Origin of the sequence: Candidatus Poriferisocius sp. (genome assembly GCF_965214065.1) — a bacterium.
Classification (GTDB): Bacteria; Actinomycetota; Acidimicrobiia; order Acidimicrobiales; family Bin134; genus Poriferisocius.
In genome coordinates this window covers 30,703-45,898 of sequence record NZ_CBDCAT010000028.1, presented here as the reverse complement: position 1 = coordinate 45,898, position 15,196 = coordinate 30,703, and the positions used below count along the sequence as shown (strand labels likewise).

The window sequence follows — 15,196 nt, the reverse complement described above, 5'->3', positions numbered from 1 at the left end:
CGATCCTAAGGTCAACGAAGTAGTTGGGAAGACCTCAGCAGGTGAAGAAGTCTTCGAGGGCGGCGATCAGGCCGTCGACGGTGTGCTCGGCGGCTTCCACCGTTACCTCTAGGCCCAGGCTGCGGACGGTGGCGGAGGTGATGGGGCCAATCGTGGCGACTACCTCGGGCACAGCGTCGGTGCCGTAGGTGTCTGTGAAGTTGATGGCGGTGGACGACGAAGTGAAGGTGATGACCTCGGCGTCAGCCAGCAGGGCCGTCGCATCGGGGGCGGGGTCCGGGGCCACGGTGCGGTAGGCGGGAACCAAGTCGACGTCCCAGCCCGCGGCGGCTAGTCCGTCGGGCAGCACGTCGCGGGCTGATTCGGCACGGGGGATGAGTACCCGACCCGGCCCGTCGGGCCCAACCTCATCGGACAGTGCTTCCAACAGGGATTCGGCTACGTACTGCTTCGGGACCAGGTCGGCGACCACGTTGCGGTCCGCTAGCGCCGCGGCGGTGCCCGGCCCGATGGCGGCCACCCGCACTCCCCCCAAGCTGCGGGCGTCGTGCAAGTGCTCGAAGAACCGGGCCACACCGGTGGGCGAGGTGAGCGCCACCCAGTCGTAGCGGCCAACGTTAGCTGCGGCGTGGGCCAGGCGGTCGGGGTTTTCGGGGGGCTCGAAGGCAATGGCCGGCAGCTCCATGGCCTCTGCGCCTCGACGCCGGAGCTCGGCGGCCATCGCCGCGGCTTGGGGTTGGGCCCGGGTCACCACGATTCGGCGACCGAACAGGGGCCGTTTCTCAAACCAGGCCAGATCAGCGGCCGCCACTTCGCCGATCACAATTGTGGCGGGCGGCTGAGGATCCAAGTCGGCCAAAGTGGCCAGGGTGGCCCGCAGGGTGCGCTGATTGGGGCGGGTGCCCCACTGCACCGCTGCCGCTGGGGTTTCGGGAGCCATGCCCCCTGCGACGATCCGATCGCAGATGGAGCGGCAGCGGGCCGCGCCCATAAGCACCACCACCGTGCCGCCCAAGGCGGCAACCGCATCCCAGTTGACCGACCCCTCGCCTTTGGCCGGGTCTTCGTGACCGGTGACCACGGTGAACGACGTGGAGGAATACCGCATGGTCACCGGAATTCCCGCGTAGGCGGGCACCGCCACTGCGGATGTAATGCCGGGGACCACCTCAAAGGCGACGCCGGCAGCAGCCAACGCGGCCGCCTCCTCGCCACCCCGGGCGAACACGAAGGGGTCGCCGCCTTTGAGTCGGATTACCTGCTGTCCGGCCCGGCCTCGGTCTACTAATAGGGAATTGATGTCTTCTTGGGAGGTGCGGGGTTCGCCGGGCTGCTTGCCCACCGAGATGCGCTCGACATCGGCTGGAGCCAAGTCGAGCAGCGACATCACCGACAACCGGTCGTAGATCACCACATCGGCATTGGCCAGTACCTCTGCCCCTCTCAAGGTCAACAGGGCCGGATCACCCGGACCGGCACCGACCAGATAGACGGTCATCGGGCCACCGCTTCCAACAACTGGCGGGCCAAGTCCTGCCCCAGGGCCTCCCCGTCGTCGCCTTCGCCGGCCGCGGTGTGGCAGGCGCCATTCGGACCGTCGGCCAGCACGGCCCGCATGGCCACCTTTGTGTCCCGGATATGGGCGTGGGCTCCGGCGGGAAGAGTGCAGTCACCACCCAGGGTAGCCAAGAAGACCCGCTCGGCATCCACTACCCGGCGGGTCGACGGGTCTTGGATGGCAGCCAGCACTGAGCGGACCCGATCGTCGTCTTCACGGCACTCCACCGCAAGTGCGCCTTGGCCCACTTGGGGGATCATGACCTCACAGCCCAGCACATCGACCACAGGCGGGTGCTCGCCCAAGCGGTCCAGCGCGGCCTTGGCCATTACCACTGCGTCAAAGTCCCCGGCCTTGGCCAACCGAGTGCCGATGTTGCCCCGAAGCTCGGCGAAGCAAAGATCCGAACGAAGCTCCCGCAGCTGAACCCGACGCCGGGCCGACCCGGTGGCCACCAAAGCGCCCTGGGGAAGGTCTGACAAACGGCAGCCCACCAGCACGTCTCGTGGATCGGCCCGAGTTGGCACCGCGGCCAGCACCAGGCCCTCGGGAGTGGCCGCGGGCAAATCCTTGGCCGAATGCACCGCCAGATCCGCTCGACCGTCGAGCACCGCGGCCTGCACCTCCTTGACGAACACCCCTTTGCCGCCGATGGCCGAGATCGGCTGTTCGGCCAAACGGTCGCCTGAGGTGGTGACCAGCAGAGGTTGGACGTCGGTGACGCGACCCAGCAGTTCGGCGATGTGGGCGGTTTGCCACTGGGCCAAGGCGCTGCCTCGGGTGGCGGCGCGCAGCATGGGGTTGATTCTAGAGATCGAACAGATCCCGGAGTGCTTCGGCCAGACGGTCACCCCGCGGCGATCCGGCTGCGTCCTTTAGCCTCACAGTGGGCTCGTGCAAGAGCTTGCCCACCAGCCCTCGAGTGGCAGCCTCCACCGCCTGCTGCTCGGCTGGGGACAGACCGGCAGCATGGCGATCGAGTTCCTCTTTGCGCAGAATCTCGGCCCTGGTCCGGAATGCTGCGATCAGCGGGGCCGCCTCTCGAGCCGAGCTGTAGTCCAAGTAGCGGTTCAACTCGTCGTTGATGATGGTGCGCACCCGGTCTAGCTCGGCGCGGCGCTCGCGCAGACCCCGATCGGCGAAGGCTCGCAAATCGTCCATGTCCAGCAGCGTCACCCCATCCAACTCGCCAGCTGCGGGATCCACGTCGCGAGGCACCGCGACGTCCACGATCAGCAGCGGACGGTTGGCCCGCTGGGTCATGATTTCGGCCACGTCACAATGCTCCAGAATGAGCGAAGAAGCTCCCGTGGAAGTCAAGAGGACATCCACGACAGCCAAATCGGCCGACATCTCGTTGAGGCTCACGGCCCGGCCACCCATGCGCTGGGCCAATTCCTCGGCTCGGCCGGTGGTGCGATTGGCCACAACAACTTCTGCCGTCTCGCTCTTGGCCAAGCTGGCAGCCATGCCTTCTCCCATATCGCCTGCCCCGAGCACCATCAAGCGGCGGCCGTTCAACCCGCCCAACCGCTCGGCGGCCAGGGCCACTGCGGCGTGGGATACCGAAGTGATGTGCTGGGATATCCCGGTCTCGGTGCGAGCCCGCTTGCCAACTTCTGCCGCGTGGCGGAAGAGGGCATTAAGCGTGGTGCCGCACGTGCCCTCCAGTCGAGCCGTCTCCCACGCGCTCTTCACCTGGCCTTGAATCTCGTGCTCGCCAAGCACGGCGGAGTCAAGGCCACAAGCCACCGAGAAGAGGTGCGACACGGCATCGGCTTCGTAGTGGGCGTACAGCGCGTCGCTGAATTCTTCAGGGGAAACATGGGCGGTCTCAGCCAGAAAATCCCGCACATTCTGGAAGGCGCCGTGGAAGGTCTCCGCAAATACGTAGATCTCGATGCGGTTGCAGGTAGACAGCACCACGGCCTCCGAGACGTGCTCGCGGCCGATGAGGTCGCCCAGCACTTTGGCCAGGCTGGACTCGTCGATGGTCATCCGCTCTAGGAGACCAAGCGGTGCCGTTCGGTGGTTGAGGCCTATAGCGAGTACTGACACTGGTCCTTCAAGGGTTGTCGACCAAGCGGTCGATCATCTCTTTTGCCCGACCGGTTTCGCCGGAGCGGATCAACTCCAGCATTCCCGAATCCAGTACATCTTGCCAAGCCCGGTCCTCGGTGTGCACCCCCGTGGCTTGAATCCGCTTCCGCGCCTCGCTGAGCAGGCATAACAAGGTCTCGTATTCGGGGCCGATCTCGTCTTCCAGACGCTGGCGGAGCCAGCGTGACAATGCCGGGCTATGACCGCCAGTAGAGCAAGTCACCATCAGCGGTCCCCGGCGCAGTCTGCTGGGCAAGGTGAAGGAGCAATGATCGGGATCGTCGGCGCTGTTCACCCACACCCCAGCCGTCTCGCCATCGCGGTATATCTCGGCATTTACCTCTCCACGGCCGGTGGCCGCGACAACCAGCCGATAACCGGCGACATCGCCGGAGCGATAGGCGCGGCGATGCACAGTGACGCCGGGCCGGGCGTCGAGTTCGGCAACCACATCGGAGGCGATCACATCGACCACCGCGCCGGCTTCCAACAGGCCTTCAGCCTTGGCCAAGGCTACTTGTCCTCCCCCCACCACCAGACAGCGGTGGCCGGCAACCCGCAGGTTCACCGGGTAGAGGGTTTCCTCGATGGGCATAGCCAACGGCAGGTCAGCGAGCCAGCACGAACAACTGGACTACCGCGGCGATGAGGATCGCCGCCAACAAGATGGAGATTGCGATGGTGGTTCCTGGTCTCATTCCAGTGCCTCTGGTGGTCTGGGTTGAAGTTGGACCGGGGTGGCCGAAGCAGATCCGCCGGTCTCGACGGTAATGGCGTCTCCCTCCACACAGTTCAACTCCATTGCGGCTGAACCCCGGTTGGCGGCAACGGCTACTAAGCCGTAGGAGTCTACCAGCACCCCGAGATCACCACCGCCTAAATCGCTGAAACAGCTAATCCGGCGGGCGTTGCGTCCCAAATCGCCCGCAGTGAGCCGCAATTCATCACCCAGCCGTTCGATGTCAGCGGGATCGAGATTGAGCTGCAAGTTGCCATACCGGTCAATCCACAACACTTCGGCAAACACCCGTTCGCCGTCGACTCGGCTGACCGGCACAACCCCCGGTGTGAGGGAATGCACCGGGATCGGCGTCCCCACATCAGCGAGGTCAGCACCCATGCACAGATGGGCAGCTACCGGACCGAACACATCGCGGCCGGCGAACGTCGGTCCAAGGGAAGCAAGGTGGTAGTGCTCGGCGGTGAGCTCGACAGCTCGAGACGCCCCGCCGACCATGGCCACGGCCGGGGCCAGCAAGCCGTTGTCGGGACCTACCAACACCGAGGTGCCGTCGCCCACCTCTACTGCCACCGCCCGTCGACTGCTGCCCACGCCCGGGTCGACCACGGCCAGCGCAACGCCGGGCATCAGGTACTGGGCGCTGCGAGCCAAGGCCAGGCCTCCGGCTCGGACATCGTGGGGCGAGATGTCGTGGGTGATGTCCACCACTACAACGTCGGGAGCCACCGAACGGATGACCGACTTCACGACCCCTACGAACTCATCAGCCAGCCCGTAGTCAGAAAGGAAAGAGATGGTGTCGTAGCGCAGCGTCATTGCATGCCAAGTGCTGCGGGAAAACCCCTAGGCAGTGTCAGCCTGCCTGGGTGTAGCGACTGGCCAAGTAGCGGTCGACGTCGCCTTCGCGCAATCGGTACGACTTGCCGATCCTCACAGCCGGCAAATCTCGGGCTTTGATCAGTCGATAGACCGTCATCGTTGAGACTCTCATGAGGGCAGCAACTTCTGCCACGGTCATGAGTCTTTCCCGCCCTTCTGGCTTCACCATGCCAACACACCCCTCACTCCGCTGTGCGTGGCTCACCTTACGCGGCCTTGCCAGTCGAGTGCCACCCCGCTCGGCAAGTAGGGAAGAGATCAGGGTTTCCCCAGTTCACGACTCCGTTCGGTGGCGACTCGTACCGCAGCGATGAATGCGTCCGCCGCCCCGCGGGCTTCCAACTCGGCGATGCCCCGGGCGGTGGTCCCGCCCGGGGAGGTCACTGCGGCTCTCAAATCGGCGGGTAGCTCGCCTGACTCAACCAGCAGTCGGGCCGCCCCCAAAATGGTCTGGCGGGTAAGGGCATCGGCCATATCGGAGGATAGGCCCACCTCAACCCCGGCGGCCATCAAGCTCTCCGCCAACCAGAACACATAGGCCGGTCCCGAGCCTGATAGCCCAGTGACCGCGTCCAGCATCGTCTCATCGCATACCTCCACCGTGCCTACTGCTTCGAGAATGCCGGAGGCCCAAACCAGATCCTCATCAGTGGCGTGACTGCCCGCCGCAATTGCTGCCGCTCCCGCCCCCACGAGCGCCGGGGTATTGGGCATGGCCCTGATTACGCGAGCACCATCATCCAGAACAGCTTGCAGAGCCGCGGTGGTGATGCCGGCCGCGATGCTGAGGACGCGGGCAACTCCGGCCGCACGGAGGCGGGTACCAGCAGCCGCGGCGTCGTTGGGTTTGACCGCGAGCACGGCATCAGCCCGTTCGACGGGGTGCTGGGCCACCACGACGTCGGGGAAGCGGTTGGTCAGCTCGGCTCGCCGATCTGAGATAGTTTCCACCACGGCCAGCTCGCCGGGCTGGGCCCATCCACCGGTCAGCAGACCGCCGAGCAGGGCCTCACCCATGCGGCCCCCACCTATCAGTTGCAGTCGAATTGCCACCTCACTGCTATAGCAGACTGTTAGCACAGGCAGGTGGCTTCTTTAGATGAGGAAGATGCTGGCCGGTGGGAGGACTTCCCCGATCCTGCCCACCGGCCAAGTGCATCACGCAGGAAATCATATGTCCTTTTTGAATGTAAAACAACTGAAAGATACTGAAATATCCTAATATCCAAATCGTGTTTCGTGCCCGATTCGCATGCACGGACGGAACCACCGCTCTGAGTAAGCGTAAAACGAGCCGAGGAGCCGGTCGATCTCCGTTTCCGTCACCGTGTGGGCGGGCAGCTCAGCTACCAAGAACACGGCGTCCTCCACGCCGATTGCGAAACGCAAGCCGCTCAGCTCTCGGTTGCGGCGTAGCAAGTACTCATACAACCTACCCTCGTTTTCCTCGGGTGCGGGCATGAAGTGGCATTCGCATTGCAACTGTCTTTGGCCGAGCGTGAACCAAACGGTCGAAACCGTCTTCTCCTCCCCCACCATCCGAACATACCAACGGCGTTGGCCGGGTTCGCCCCGGTCAACAGTGAGCACGGTCGGGTTCGTCTGGAGCTGATCGTCCAACCAGGCATCGATGTTCGACTCCAGGGCAGCCAATTCGTCGGCCCGCAGAATCATGTGCAATCGACGAGTACTCGGGACTGGGCCTTCCGATAGGTGGCTCGGAGCGAACGGGCCATGGCGGCCCAAGAGAATGATCGGGCTCGTTCGGCCGCGTCCAAGGCCATCTCGGCAGCGAGGAGCGGATTGTCAATCAGCGCGGCCACCTGAGCGGCGAACGCCTCCGGGGTGGCATCGTCCACCAGGAAACCGGTGCGGCCGTGGTCGACCACTGAGCGCAGGCCACCCACGGGGGCAGCCACCACGGGGGTACCGCTGGCCGCAGCCTCAAGGGCAACCAAGCCAAAGGACTCGCTTCGGCTGGGCACCAAGACGACATCGGCGGCCCGGTAGTAGGTAGAAAGCCAATGGTGGGGACGGGGGGGAACCAGCGTCACCCGATCTGCTAGTCCCTCGTCCTGGATGCGGTCTTGCAGGCGCTGGTACTCAACCTCACCTTCGGCGCCGCTGGGTCCGCCGACCACCAGCAAACGCACATCGGGGCGAGCAAGACAGGCCAAAGTCTCTACCGCAACGAGGGGCCGTTTCAGAGGTTGTATCCGGCCCACAAAAAGCAGGACCGGGCCACGACCCAAACCCAGAGCGGCACGGGCACCGTCCTGGTTGCCCGGGGAGAACAGCGCATGCTCCACTCCTGGCGGGGCCAACTCAATCCGCTGAGAAGGGGCGTCGTAGAAGTCTTGCAGTTGCTGGGCCTCCGGCTCGCAGGAGGCAATTACCACATCAGCGCAGCCGATGACATCGGTCTCGGCCTGGGCCCGATGCTCTGACTCGGGATCGCCGGTGGCTGCCTTTACGCGAGCCAGCGTATGGAAGGTCACGGCCAACGGCACCCCTACCGCGTGCTTGACTCGGTGACCGGCAACCCCTGACAGCCAGTAATTGGCGTGAATTATGTCGGGGCGCCCTTGCCGTCGCATGTCGGCCATGACGCCGTCGGCGAATTCGTCCACTACATCGACAAGGTCTTCTTTACCCAATTCAGCCGGCCCCGCGTCGACGTGGACCACGGTCACGCCCGGTTCAATGGCTACCTCGCTGGGAAAACCCATCTGCCCACGGCGTACATACACCCGGCATTGGCTGCCGGAGTGAGCCAGCGCCGCAGCCATCTCTCGGACGTAGACGTTCATGCCGCCGCTATCGCCAATGCCAGGCTGAGACAGCGGCGAGGTGTGCAGTGACAAGATCGCCACGTTCTGGGTCATAGCCCCACGCTTTGATCGGTGGCGCAACTGCACAGCAGACAAAGAACTGGCATGACCAACAAAGGCTATCCCCCGGAGACAGGGGGCAACACCGCCACCTCGTCACCGTCAACCACCGGCTCAGAACCGGTTACCGGCTCACCGTTTAGCCACACGCGGCAAATCTGAAGCTGATCGGCGAACGTGGCCCCGTAGCGGTCGACCGCGGCAGCGAGAACTTGGTCTACCGTGGCACCGGGTACCTCATCCCGCCCGGTGCCAGCCGCCTCCCTGACATGGGCAAAGAGACGCAGCGTGGCCATGGACGAAATTGTACGGGAATCCTTCGCCACTACCACGGTCCGAAATGTCGCGGCCATTAACGTTTGAGCCGTGTCTCGTCTACTGCTGATACGCCACGCGCAATCGGAATGGAATGCGTTGCGGCGTTGGCAGGGTCAGGCCGATCCACCGTTGTCGGAGCTAGGGCGACAGCAGGCGGCTGCCGCGGCGGCCCGGCTCGAGCCAGTTGATGTGGTGGCCACCTCCACCCTGCAACGATCACGAACCAGCGCGGAGATCATTGCCCAGGCAATGGGCTGCGATCCGCCGATACCGGTTCCCGAGCTGATTGAGCGGGACGTACGGGAATTCTCCGGATTGACCCGAGTTCAGATTGAAGAGCGGTATCCCGGCTTCTTGGAAGACGGCCGACGACCGCCGGGATGGGAACAAGACGACGCTTTGCTGGCCCGAGTCTTGGCCGGCATAAACCGACTGGCCGGCGTGGTCGGCGACCGAACGGCGGTGGTGGTCACCCATGGCGGGGTGATCTACTCGTTGGAAGCCCATCTGGGCTGTCAGCCCGGCAGGGTCACCAACATGAGCGGCCGATGGGTGACGGCGGCCAACGGCCGATTGGTGGCCGGAGAGCGAGTCCACCCCCTCGAAGGCGTGGAAATCCAAACCCCAGTATCTGATCTGCTCTAGCTAGTTCAGGACTGCATCTGCTCTGCGCAGCGCTGGAGCACCGGGCGGCGGTCGATGCTTCCATCGTCTTTCGCAGCTTGGACGCGCAGACGAAGGGCATCGAGATCGTCGAGGTCGACAAGCACCCCTTCCACGTCGATCAGACCGCTCTCCACATCGCCGAGCAATGACTCCCATGTTTCCACCGCAGGGCATATTACCGGCCACTCCGCCGGTTCTGGGCGATACAGTTGCGCCGGGCCGCTAGCTCATCAGGTAGAGCAGGAGACTTTTAATCTCAAGGTGCTGGGTTCGAGTCCCAGGCGGCCTACCACCTTATGCCGCTCGTGGTACTACGCTGATGGCATGCATCGACTGATTGCTCTGCTCGCCATCTTCGCACTGTTGCTCGCAGCCTGCGGCAACGATGACGCCGAACCGGCCGATGAGACCGATCCAACTGCCACCGTTGCCGCAGAGGAACCTGCGCCACCGACCACACCCGCACCGGTAGACGACACTCCTTCCGACGATGAGCCCGTTGATGATGAGCCCGCCCCAGAGCCCGTCGATGAGCCCACACCGGAGCCCGTCGATGAGCCCACACCAGCCCCCGAACCCACGGGTGAACCGATAGAGCGCCCCGAGCCCATCGACTTCAGCAATCCGGCGTTCAGCAGCGCCGACAAGCTCACCACCGCGGGACTCGGTTCGATGTTCTTCGGCATGACCCCCGACGGGGCAAGCGAGGCGCTCCCCACCCTGTGGACCGGCGGCCCAGAAGACGGCACTCCACGCTGCTATCTGCTCGCCCCGGCCAACGGGCCCTCGGGCGTGGTGGTCACGATCTACAACAGCTCCATCGAGCGGGTGGACATCACCAACCCGAACATCACCACCCGGTCGGGCGCCAGCGTGGGCAGCACCGAGGCCCAACTCCACGAGCTGTTCGGGGCCCGTCTGGTGGTCACCCCCTATGCCGACGGCAGCGGCAACTCGATTCAATACGTCCCGGTTGACGAAACCGATGTCGACTACCGGGTGATCTTTGAGACCGACGGTGCCACGGTTACCTCCATGCGGGCCGGCCGGCTTCCCGCCGTGGCACCGGCCGAGCCCTGCACCTGATCTAGTCCAAGTCGTTTGGCTCGGGCATAAGCACGAACTCGGGGTAGGCCTCGAGTCCGAGTTCGGCGGTGTCTTGGCCCATGCGCTCGGCTTCTGATGAAACCCGCAGACCCATCACCACGTCAAGCAGCTTCCACACCAGCAGCGACGAGATGAACACGAAGGCGCCGATGGACACTATGCCCAGAAGCTGAATGTGGAATCGGCCGCCGGCGGCGATGGTGACTGCCAGCGTCCCCCAAATGCCAGCAATGAGGTGGGCGGGAATGGCGCCGACCACATCGTCGATCTTGAGCATCTCCAGCACCCTGATGCCGATGGTGCAGAACAGGGCGCCAATGGCGCCAATGACCATCGCCCACCAGTGATCCACCATAGTGGGACCGGCGGTGATGGCCACCAACCCGGCGATGGCGCCGTTCAGGCCAGCGAACAGGTCGATCCTGCCCAATACCGAGCGGGAGACGGCCAGGGCGGCTAGTACGCCGGCCGCGGCGGCCAGATTGGTGTTGACCAGCACGATGGTCATGGCCACGGCATCGGCCGGGGTGCCCAGGGCGAGCTGAGAGCCGCCGTTGAAGCCAAACCAGCCGAGCCACAAAATGAACACGCCCAGCGTCACCACCAACACGTTGGAGGGCGGGGTCGACCTCACGCTGCCGTCTTTTTTGAACTTGCCCAGGCGGGGGCCCACTACCAACACTCCGGCCAGCGCGGCCCAGCCGCCGGTTCCGTGGACGATGGTGGAGCCGGCGAAGTCTTGGAAGCCCTCTTGGGCGAGCCAGCCGCCTCCCCAGGTCCAAGAGCCGACGACGGGATAGATGAATGCAGTCAGTACCAGGGTGAAGGCGAAGAACGACCACAGCTTGATGCGCTCGGCGATGGCCCCTGAAACGATGGAGGCCGCAGTAGCCACGAAGACCATCTGGAAGAACCAGTCGGACATCACGGCGTATCCGTTGTCCACCACGGCACCGACCGCACCCAGGTCCCCGTCAAGGAGAGCTTTCTCAGCGCCCGACGGCCCATAGAGGAATTCGAAGGAACCCCAAAGATCCCCGACCCCGGTGTACATGAGGTTGTAGCCGACGATGAAATAGGCCAGTCCGGCGATCGAGTAGATGCCGATGTTCTTGAGGCAGATCATGGAGGCGTTCTTGGTGCGGACCGCGCCGGACTCCAGCATCGTGAAGCCCGCGCACATCCACATCACCAAGGCACCCCAGACCAAAAAGGCAAAGGTGTTGAAAATAAACTGGTCTGGCAACTCGACCATGACATCCCCCTGTCGCTCCGACTGCCTCTTTGATGGCAGACGGTCTATGTCAGACCACGCTACAAAGGGGCTGCGAACCTGACAAGGATCATTGCGGAACTCAAAGAAAAGACACTGGCGGTCGTTGAATGTCGGTGAGAGATCGAATTACCGAATAGGCGGTGACTGCGCTGGTACGGGGGTTGTCGGGAGAGGCGGCATTCTCGAACGAAAGCTCATATGTGCCCGCCTCCCCCGAGGCGCTCACTACGTGTCGCACCCGAGTGGCCTCTGGATCACCCACCATCTGCACCCGCACCCGATCGAACCCGACAGTGGCCAGCGACAAGGTGGCGGTGACGTTGGCCGACTCCGGGAAGCGTTCACAGGCCTGTCGGGCGGGCCCGTCGAACACCGTCACCGACTCGGAGCCATTCTCTAAGGCATCGAGCACCGCCTCATCCATCCAAGGTCGACTCAGCACCCCCGTGGGCTTGGTGCTGGTAATGGCCACCTCGTCCAGCGGTCCGAACAGCATGGCGGCCCGCAGGATGTCGAACCCGCCAATGGCCCCCGTACACAAGAACAGGCGACCGCCCCCAGCCCCTCGCAGCGCGGCCTCCAGTTCATCATCGGCCAAAGCGCCGATGCTCACCACCAACAGGTCGGTGCCCGATTCCCTCACCGCCACTCCGTGCTCACGAAGCGCCCCATGGCCGGCCGCTTCTACTACCACATCTGATGCGCATAGCAGCGATTCCCGATCACCCACTCTGAGCGGATGATCAACGAAGAGGTCAAGAACCGCGGTCAGCTCGGCCCCCTGCACTGCCCCCCCTGAGAGCTCACGGGCCACCACCGAACCAATGGCCCCACACCCGATCAGGCCCACTCGAAGCATCGAGTCAGAATACCTGTTGAGACTGTGGACACTCGTACCACCTTGTTCACCCTCCGGTTGGTACTCTGAGGGCATGGGGCGCGTGGCACCCAGAAACCCGGCAAGCAGGCAAGCATGAACGGTGACGTTCGAGTCAGGTTGCCAGCGGCCCCTGAGTACAGCCGCATGGCCGACATTGCCGTCGTCCACGCCGCCACCCACCTGGGCTTCTCATCCGGCGACATCGACCAACTCAGCCAGGCCATCAAGGAGGCAGTGCTGCTGCTACTCGACCCCGAGCATCCCGGCGGCTCATTGGCTCTCGACCTTCAGAGCAAGGCCGGAATCGTGACCGTCGAAGCCCAGATCGAACAGCGGGACATCAAGCCGATCCCCCACGACAGGATCGACCGGTTCGAGTCAACCGCCGGATCGCTGGTTGACTCGTGGAAACTAGACCCCGACGAGCATCGCATCTGGTTGCAGAAATCGGCCTGAATCAGTGTCGGATCGAGCCGCCTTTATCGACCAGTGGAGCCGAAGCCGCCTGATCCCCGGGAGGACGGGGGGAGTTCCTCAACCTCGACGAAGTCGGCTTGCTCCACCTTTTGCAGCACAAGCTGGGCGATCCGCTCGCCCCGGCGGACAAGGAACGGCTCAACCGGATCGGTGTTAACCAGCAGCACCTTCAGCTCCCCGCGATAACCGGAGTCGATCAGCCCCGGCGTGTTCAGACAGGTGACACCGTGGCGCAGGGCCAGACCGCTGCGGGGCTGGACGAACCCCGCATAACCCTCGGGGATGGCGATGTATGTGCCGGTGGGTACCAGCCCTCGGCCGCCGCCTGGCGCCAACTCCACGTCTTCGCTGGCCACCAGATCGGCACCGGCATCACCCTCGGTGGCATAGCGGGGAAACGGCAGGTCAGGACGGCTTCGGACAATGGGGATCTCCAACACGGCGGTGACACTACCTGGCCGGAAAGGCCGTTGATTCGATTCGTCAGAAAAGCCTGCTGACTCAGGTTTTCCGCCAGTCAGCATCTAGGGTCAACCCAGCATGCTGGCTTGGATGGACTTGGAGATGACGGGCCTCAACCCGGCCCGCGATGTGATCGTGGAAATCGCCACTCTAGTCACCGACGACAACCTGGAATTGGTAGCAGAAGGGCCTGACCTGGTGGTTTCGGCCTCCCCAGAAGCCCTAGCCTCGATGCAGGGCATAGTGGTGGAGATGCACACAAAAAGCGGGCTGTTAGACGAGATCAGGGCATCCACGCTCAGCTTGGAGGCCGCCGGCGAGATAACCCTGGCCTTCCTCAGGAAACACATCGACAAGCCCCGCACCGTGCCATTGTGCGGCAATTCCATCGGAGTGGACCGCCGATTCTTGGCCGCGCAGCTCCCCGAGTTGGAGAACTTTCTGCACTATCGCTCCATCGACGTCTCCACCGTCAAAGAGCTGGCTCGACGGTGGCATCCCCCCGCCTATCAGGGAGCCCCCAAGAAGGCCAAAGGCCATCGGGCCCTCGACGACATCCGCGAGAGCCTCAGCGAGCTGCGCCACTACCGAGACAACTTCTTCAGCCTCCCAACCAAAGGTGGGACGTGACCGAGGGACCCCGCAAGCAGGAACAGGAGGAGGCCACCACCGAGATCACAGAGGTCATGCCCGGAGTACTGCGCACCATGTTGCCGGTGAACCTGCCGGGGCTGGGCCACGTGAACTGCTACGTGATGGAAGACGAGCGAGGAGTGGCGGTGGTGGATCCGGGCCTGCCCGGCCCTGATTCGTGGAACGCCCTGGTCGACCGGCTAGGCCGGGCCGGCTACAAGATCGGCGACGTCCACACCGCCATCATCACCCACTCTCATTTCGACCACTTCGGCGGCGCTGAGCGGCTGCGGGAGGAGGCCGGGGCCGACATCTTGACCCATGAGAGCTTTCGCCCCATTTGGGAGCGCGGCGAAGCCAAAGAATCCCACGACGCCGAGGGCAATGCCCCCGAAGAGGAGGTGCTGGAGAGGATTGAACAGAGCTTCCGGCAACTCACCCCGTGGGGCACCGAGCGCACGCCGCCCAGCCGGGAGTACATCCAGCGGTTCCGGGCCCGCGACAACTTTCACGCCCGCTGGTTCCAGACTCCCAAGCCAACAGTGAAGGTGGTGGACAGCCAGGTCGTGACCTTCGCTCGGCGGGAGTGGGTGGCGCTTCACACGCCCGGCCACACCGGAGACCACCTGTGCCTCTACGACCCCGAGCACGGCGCGGTGTTCTCCGGCGATCACGTGTTGCCCACCATCACTCCCCACATCGCCGGCCGCAGTGACTCTGATGACTCGCTGGCTGAGTTCTTCGACTCATTGGATCGAATGAAGACCCTGGAGGGTGCCACGGTGGCCCTGCCGGCCCACGGGCATCCGTTCTCTGATATCGGGGCCCGAGCCGACGACATCGGCGACCACCACCACGAGCGCCTGAATGTGCTACGTCATGCCAGCGACAAGCTGGGCCAAGCCACGGTGGAGGAGTACATGCGGGTGCTATTCAGCGAGCGGGCCTGGGGCGACATGGCGGCCAGCGAGACGTTCGCCCACCTCGTTCATCTCAAGGTGATCGGCGAAGCCCGCCAAGACGCCACTTCCGACGGGCTGGTGACATTCGAGATCAAGCCCGGGCTGTAGTAGTCGGCCGTCAACCCAAATTGATCGGGAAATAAATTGACATCGCGCTCAATACACTGTTGAGTAGTGGTCATGTTTAGCAGGAGCTACCTCGCAGTCGGCTGCCAAAGCCGCGCCGCGCGTGTAGCGATGGCTGA

The 15,196-nt window shown here is 64.0% G+C and carries 19 protein-coding genes and 1 tRNA gene; 6 read left to right on the top strand and 14 right to left on the bottom strand.

Features of this window, described 5'->3' with window-relative positions; genetic code table 11:
- Positions 1-34: 34 nt before the first annotated feature.
- The 10 genes from cobA to ACOOGG_RS11495 form a co-directional block, all read right to left on the bottom strand.
- Complete coding sequence (gene cobA, locus ACOOGG_RS11540) at positions 35-1,498, bottom strand: uroporphyrinogen-III C-methyltransferase (RefSeq protein ID WP_420435249.1); 1,464 nt, start codon at positions 1,496-1,498, stop codon at positions 35-37.
- Positions 1,495-2,355 (bottom strand): hydroxymethylbilane synthase, encoded by an 861-nt coding sequence (gene hemC, locus ACOOGG_RS11535; protein WP_420435248.1) that lies wholly within the window; start codon positions 2,353-2,355, stop codon positions 1,495-1,497. The genes cobA and hemC overlap by 4 nt, the downstream gene beginning before the upstream one ends.
- A 10-nt stretch (positions 2,356-2,365) precedes the next feature.
- Positions 2,366-3,616: a glutamyl-tRNA reductase gene (gene hemA / locus ACOOGG_RS11530; RefSeq protein WP_420435247.1), complete on the bottom strand. Its 1,251-nt coding sequence runs from the start codon at positions 3,614-3,616 to the stop codon at positions 2,366-2,368.
- A gap of 7 nt (positions 3,617-3,623) precedes the next feature.
- Positions 3,624-4,253 (bottom strand): precorrin-2 dehydrogenase/sirohydrochlorin ferrochelatase family protein, encoded by a 630-nt coding sequence (locus tag ACOOGG_RS11525; protein ID WP_420435246.1) that lies wholly within the window; start codon positions 4,251-4,253, stop codon positions 3,624-3,626.
- A 99-nt stretch (positions 4,254-4,352) separates the two neighbouring features.
- Positions 4,353-5,216 (bottom strand): SAM hydrolase/SAM-dependent halogenase family protein, encoded by an 864-nt coding sequence (locus ACOOGG_RS11520; RefSeq protein ID WP_420435245.1) that lies wholly within the window; start codon positions 5,214-5,216, stop codon positions 4,353-4,355.
- Positions 5,217-5,253: 37 nt separating this feature from the next.
- Entirely contained in the window at positions 5,254-5,418 is a 165-nt protein-coding gene (locus ACOOGG_RS11515; RefSeq protein ID WP_420435244.1) for a helix-turn-helix domain-containing protein, read from the bottom strand.
- Between the two features lie 119 nt (positions 5,419-5,537).
- A complete protein-coding gene (proC, locus tag ACOOGG_RS11510; protein ID WP_420435243.1) occupies positions 5,538-6,332 on the bottom strand; it encodes a pyrroline-5-carboxylate reductase in 795 nt (264 codons plus the stop codon).
- A gap of 165 nt (positions 6,333-6,497) precedes the next feature.
- Entirely contained in the window at positions 6,498-6,953 is a 456-nt protein-coding gene (locus ACOOGG_RS11505; RefSeq protein ID WP_420435242.1) for a YbjN domain-containing protein, read from the bottom strand.
- Positions 6,950-8,164, bottom strand: coding sequence for a glycosyltransferase (locus ACOOGG_RS11500; protein WP_420435241.1), 1,215 nt, complete (start codon positions 8,162-8,164; stop codon positions 6,950-6,952). The genes ACOOGG_RS11505 and ACOOGG_RS11500 overlap by 4 nt, the downstream gene beginning before the upstream one ends.
- Positions 8,165-8,229: 65 nt before the next feature.
- The gene (locus tag ACOOGG_RS11495) at positions 8,230-8,466 is read right to left on the bottom strand and encodes a MoaD/ThiS family protein (RefSeq protein ID WP_420435240.1); all 237 of its coding nucleotides are present in this window, start codon (positions 8,464-8,466) and stop codon (positions 8,230-8,232) included.
- A 70-nt stretch (positions 8,467-8,536) separates the two neighbouring features.
- Between ACOOGG_RS11495 and ACOOGG_RS11490 the strand changes: the two genes are divergently transcribed.
- Positions 8,537-9,133: a histidine phosphatase family protein gene (locus tag ACOOGG_RS11490; RefSeq protein ID WP_420435239.1), complete on the top strand. Its 597-nt coding sequence runs from the start codon at positions 8,537-8,539 to the stop codon at positions 9,131-9,133.
- A gap of 5 nt (positions 9,134-9,138) precedes the next feature.
- Here ACOOGG_RS11490 and ACOOGG_RS11485 read toward each other — a convergent pair whose 3' ends face one another.
- Entirely contained in the window at positions 9,139-9,318 is a 180-nt protein-coding gene (locus tag ACOOGG_RS11485; RefSeq protein ID WP_420435238.1) for a hypothetical protein, read from the bottom strand.
- Between the two features lie 52 nt (positions 9,319-9,370).
- On the opposite strand from ACOOGG_RS11485, the gene ACOOGG_RS11480 reads away from it, so the two are divergent.
- Together ACOOGG_RS11480 and ACOOGG_RS11475 are read left to right on the top strand one after the other, a co-directional pair.
- Positions 9,371-9,446 (top strand) — tRNA-Lys (locus ACOOGG_RS11480).
- A gap of 32 nt (positions 9,447-9,478) precedes the next feature.
- The gene (locus tag ACOOGG_RS11475) at positions 9,479-10,240 is read left to right on the top strand and encodes a hypothetical protein (RefSeq protein WP_420435237.1); all 762 of its coding nucleotides are present in this window, start codon (positions 9,479-9,481) and stop codon (positions 10,238-10,240) included.
- Position 10,241: 1 nt separating this feature from the next.
- Here ACOOGG_RS11475 and ACOOGG_RS11470 read toward each other — a convergent pair whose 3' ends face one another.
- Together ACOOGG_RS11470 and ACOOGG_RS11465 are read right to left on the bottom strand one after the other, a co-directional pair.
- Positions 10,242-11,516 (bottom strand): ammonium transporter, encoded by a 1,275-nt coding sequence (locus ACOOGG_RS11470; protein ID WP_420435236.1) that lies wholly within the window; start codon positions 11,514-11,516, stop codon positions 10,242-10,244.
- 100 nt (positions 11,517-11,616) lie between these two features.
- Positions 11,617-12,396 (bottom strand): aspartate dehydrogenase domain-containing protein, encoded by a 780-nt coding sequence (locus ACOOGG_RS11465; RefSeq protein ID WP_420435235.1) that lies wholly within the window; start codon positions 12,394-12,396, stop codon positions 11,617-11,619.
- A 114-nt stretch (positions 12,397-12,510) separates the two neighbouring features.
- Here ACOOGG_RS11465 and ACOOGG_RS11460 point away from each other — a divergent pair, with 114 nt between their 5' ends.
- On the top strand, positions 12,511-12,873 hold the full coding sequence (locus tag ACOOGG_RS11460; protein ID WP_420435234.1) for a hypothetical protein: 363 nt from the start codon (positions 12,511-12,513) through the stop codon (positions 12,871-12,873).
- Between the two features lie 23 nt (positions 12,874-12,896).
- Here ACOOGG_RS11460 and dut read toward each other — a convergent pair whose 3' ends face one another.
- Positions 12,897-13,334 carry a dUTP diphosphatase gene (dut, locus tag ACOOGG_RS11455; RefSeq protein ID WP_420435233.1) on the bottom strand — a complete coding sequence of 146 codons (438 nt, stop codon included), beginning with the start codon at positions 13,332-13,334 and terminating at the stop codon, positions 12,897-12,899.
- A gap of 100 nt (positions 13,335-13,434) precedes the next feature.
- Here dut and orn point away from each other — a divergent pair, with 100 nt between their 5' ends.
- Both orn and ACOOGG_RS11445 read left to right on the top strand, forming a co-directional pair.
- Positions 13,435-13,986 carry an oligoribonuclease gene (orn, locus tag ACOOGG_RS11450; protein WP_420435232.1) on the top strand — a complete coding sequence of 184 codons (552 nt, stop codon included), beginning with the start codon at positions 13,435-13,437 and terminating at the stop codon, positions 13,984-13,986.
- Positions 13,983-15,059 (top strand): MBL fold metallo-hydrolase, encoded by a 1,077-nt coding sequence (locus ACOOGG_RS11445; RefSeq protein ID WP_420435231.1) that lies wholly within the window; start codon positions 13,983-13,985, stop codon positions 15,057-15,059. Before orn ends, ACOOGG_RS11445 begins: the two co-directional genes overlap by 4 nt.
- Positions 15,060-15,196 lie beyond the last annotated feature (137 nt).